General features: G+C 41.8%; 3 protein-coding genes and 1 tRNA gene. 3 read left to right on the top strand and 1 reads right to left on the bottom strand.

The window, feature by feature from the left end; translation table 11 throughout:
• The first annotated feature begins 16 nt into the window (after positions 1 to 16).
• The 3 genes from A5295_RS05620 (at position 17) to A5295_RS05610 (ending at position 2,383) form a co-directional block, all read left to right on the top strand.
• Complete coding sequence (locus tag A5295_RS05620) at positions 17 to 1,261, top strand: Mbeg1-like protein (protein WP_064622102.1); 1,245 nt, start codon at positions 17 to 19, stop codon at positions 1,259 to 1,261.
• A 27-nt stretch (positions 1,262 to 1,288) separates the two neighbouring features.
• Positions 1,289 to 2,206, top strand: a complete 918-nt coding sequence (locus tag A5295_RS05615; protein ID WP_064622099.1) for a tRNA pseudouridine(38-40) synthase TruA — start codon at positions 1,289 to 1,291, stop codon at positions 2,204 to 2,206.
• Between the two features lie 91 nt (positions 2,207 to 2,297).
• Positions 2,298 to 2,383: transfer RNA gene (locus A5295_RS05610), tRNA-Ser, on the top strand.
• 441 nt (positions 2,384 to 2,824) lie between these two features.
• On the opposite strand, the gene A5295_RS05605 is transcribed toward A5295_RS05610, so the two are convergent.
• Positions 2,825 to 3,826, bottom strand: a complete 1,002-nt coding sequence (locus A5295_RS05605) for a hypothetical protein (RefSeq protein WP_064622096.1) — start codon at positions 3,824 to 3,826, stop codon at positions 2,825 to 2,827.
• Positions 3,827 to 3,954: the final 128 nt, after the last annotated feature.

Below are 3,954 nucleotides of genomic sequence, written 5' to 3'. Positions count from 1 at the left end.
GTATTATTATTGAATTATGTCGAATGTTATTGATTTGTTGCGCAACGATTTCTCTACCTTCGCTCAGCGCAAGTTTAATGCCGTAGATGCGCTGATTTTGTGCGAGCTATCTTATATAAATATGCCAACGTACGTGCCAAAATATTGCGATAATCCAAAGAATATTTCTACTGTATCTATTAACGAATTGCTTAGAATAGAAGAATATTCGTCAATGTTTGCTTCTGGGTCTCCTAAAGTAGATAAATTCCGTAGGAAGCTGCTTCTTGCTGTCGCTTCCAGCCCTAGGTATAGGGGAATTCGCGTAGGGGAGTATCTTGAGAGGTTTGATGAATCAAATATTGACGAATCATTAGAGCAGCAGTTTGCTGGAGTTACTTTTGATCTTAGCAATTGCGAGGGGATTGATAATCCTCATACTCTTGTTGTTGCGTATCGCGGCACTGACAGTACGCTTGTTGGGTGGAAAGAAGATTTCAACATGGCTTTCCGCTGCCCAGTGCCAGCGCAAGAATCTGCTGCTGAATATTTGACTTCTGTAGCGCAAAGATATAGCAAACGTTATCCTAATAAAAACTTCTTTAATAAAATTTTTGCGAACAAACTTTTTGCCCGCTTTTCAAAATCTTCCGTAGACTTGCAAAATAATAATCCAAATATTATTGTTGTCGGTCATTCAAAAGGTGGGAACATGGCTGCTTATGCGGCTATGCGCTTAGATGCTACAAGTCAAAAATTAGGTGATTTTGTATCAAAAATTTATTCTATGGACGGACCTGGTTTTGCGTCTGATGTAGTGGACACAAGCGTTTTTGCGAATGTTTCAAGTCGTATTGAAAAAGTAGTTCCGCAGTCTGCCTTTATTGGATTGATTATGGATACGGGAGTGCCGTATAAGGTTACATTTGCCGATTCGATTGGATTAATGCAACATCTTGGCATGTATTGGCAGGTTAAAAATGGTGATTTTGACTACTGTGATTGCGTAACTCCGCGCGCTCTGGCTATTTCTAAGGCTACAAACGAGTGGATGATGAATCTGCCATTTGAGGAGCGAAAGCGCAGAATTGACAGCGTTTACAGCATTTTTAGCAGTTTAGGTTACTCAACTTTTGATGAAATATCTTCGCATTGGTCGGATGTTGTTCCTAAATTATTGAAGATTACAATGCACATTGATTCAAAAACTTATGAGCTTATTCGTAGTGTTATGAGTGCTTTTGCGCTTGCGGGCGGCAGCTCTTCGGATAAGAAAAGCTAGTGTAAAGTCTGTTTGGAAAGGTTTTGAATGCGACTTCGCTTAGATTTAGCTTACGATGGTGGCGGATTTTACGGTTGGGCTAAGCAGCCTACTTTGCGAACTGTGCAGGGTGAAATTGAGGGGGCTTTGCACACAGTATTGCGTGTGCCAGAAGGGGATGTTGCTGAGCCGCTGCGCCTTACTGTGGCTGGTCGTACGGATACGGGTGTGCATGCGTCGCATCAGGTTTGTCATCTTGATGTTTGTGAAGAAACTTTATTGCGATGCGTAGGTCATACCGGATTGGACGGTGTTTGCGCGCTCGAGTACAGGCTTAAGCATGTTTTGCCACAAGATATTTCGTTGCATAAGGTTAGCGTTGCGCCCATTGGTTTTGATGCACGCTTTTCTGCGTTAGAGCGCACGTATGTATATCGTATTTGCGACGCTTCTGATTATTGTGATTATGACCCTCGTATGCGCGGTTTTGTTTTGAAACTTGATGATGTTTTGGATGTTGATGCAATGAACCAGGCTGCGAGGCTTATGATTGGCCTTCACGATTTTGGATCTTTTGCGCGCCCTAATCCTGGAGGTACTACTATTCGCGATGTAAAAAGTGCCTGTTGGGAACGCGTGGGAACGCGTGCTAATGACGTGCGCGTTAAGCTTAAAACTGGATGCGTGCCGCCTGTTGAGCAGGGTTTGCTTGAATTTACTATTGTTGCTGATGCTTTTGCGCACAATATGGTGCGTTCTCTTGTGCAAGCTTGCGTGCAGATTGGGCGTGGTAAGCGTTCTTTTGATTGGTTTGAGGAAAAGATCAATGTTCCTCTTCGTGAAGGCTCGACGGGTCCAATTGATCCTCATGGATTGACATTGGAATATGTAGCTTATCCTCCTGATGAGGAGCTTGCTTCTCGCGCTGAAAAAATTCGCGCTCGCCGTGATTCGTCTGAGTTATAACGTTTCAACTCGCCATAAATTTATATTCGTGGCATGGTTTACAATTGAAAAGTTGCGTTTGTATGCGCTTTCAGTGCGACAAATCGTAAGTGGATGAATGTCCGAGCGGTCTAAGGAGCACGCCTCGAAAGCGTGTGAGGGTAAAATCCTCCGCGAGTTCGAATCTCGCTTCATCCGCGAATTAACCAAGCCTAAAGCATGTAAAAATTGCTTTAGGCTTTTTAATTCGCCGAGCTTGCTCAGGTTGGAAGCACAGTGTGCTTCCAACGCAAGCGAGGTCTTTCTGCGTCAATAAAGACACAGAAAGTGTGGGCTAGTGTGTTTAACGTAGTGTGTTAGGTTTGTGTTGCCGTATTTCGCGCTTGAAGCTTTTTTATTCTGACGAGCTTTCTCAAAACTGAAAGTGCAGTGCACTTTCAGTGAAAGCGAGGTCTGCCTGCGTCTCGATTGACGCAGGCAGGGCAGATTAGTGTGGTTGTTTTTGCTTTAGGCTTTTTTAATTCGCCGAACTTCGTAAGCGATCGTAATCCGTGCGAACTTTCTCTCGCGTTTGAAGTCGAGTCCTATTTTGTGTGTAAAGGGGAATGCCCTATAGGCTAAAAGCCCCAAGGTTAAGTTTTACTTCAAAATAAGCTTCGTATCAGTAGGATACCCAAGTTCATAAGCTCTTAGCAGTCTAGATGTGATTAATTGCACAGTTGCATTTTTAAGAGTTTGTTGAGCGCGCATTACAGAATCGTTATCATCGCTTTTTGCAGTAACGTTATTCTCGGATGCATTATTATTTTTTGACGTAATAGTTATTATTTGATTAAAAGCAGCTAGCTCTTCTCTAGCGCAATCCATATAAGCTATAGCGGTAATCGACAGATCTTTTCCGCTTGCTGAATCATGTGTTTTTCCGCTTTCTAACGCCTCTTGAGGAATATCGTAAACTTTTTTGCGCAAGTCTGTTCCTTCTCCTGCAACTCGCATAAGAGTTTGAGCGTTTGTCGACGCCATATCGCTGTATTCCAATGCTATATTTTGCTCTTTTCTCGCTGCTAGTGTTTGTAAAATAAAAGCAAGTTTGTCTTCAGCTTCTGCAGCTTGAGCTAAGGGTTGATGTGTCCATTTGAAGTTTTTGTAATGATTTATTACTTCTATAAGATTCGCGTATGAATCGTGCTCCATTTGTTGCGCTGTTGTAGTTTTTGTATTTTCTGAGCTTTCGTTTCCGCTTTTATTGCTTACATTATTTGAATTTTCGTTACTATTTTTCTTCGAAAGCATTTCCCATTGAGCTTGCGTGCTGTATATAATGCTTTCGCTTAATCTTCCTGGGCATTGCTGAGCGACAGTTTTCCAATATTTTGCTGCGGTTTCAAAATCCTTAATGGATGTGTCGTTTTGGTTCTTTTTGATTTCGCGCTGCTTTTTTTGCGCAAGTCTGTATGCTTTAGCACATGCATTTTCTGGAGCTGCTGTGTGAACTGTATGCTCGACGTGAATGTTTTGTAATGTTCCACAGGCTGTTAGCAGTGGAGATATTAAAACGCATATAAGAAGCACGAGTGCTCTGGCAATACTGCGTTTTACTTGTTTGCGCATGTCATTTAACAAAACATAAAGTGTCTGCATAATCTACTAAAATAGCCACTGACTGTGACCTATATCGATTTATTAATTTGGTATTTGTTCTAAGTCTGCAACAATTAAAGCTAACTGTCGTTAGAAGAAAAAATAAGTGTGCTTTAATAGTTACAATT

The organism is Gardnerella sp. 26-12 (assembly GCF_001660745.1).
In the GTDB taxonomy this organism is placed as follows: Bacteria; Actinomycetota; Actinomycetes; order Actinomycetales; family Bifidobacteriaceae; genus Bifidobacterium; species Bifidobacterium swidsinskii.
Note: the sequence above shows the minus strand (reverse complement) of the source record. Positions and strands in the feature narration are given on the sequence as shown.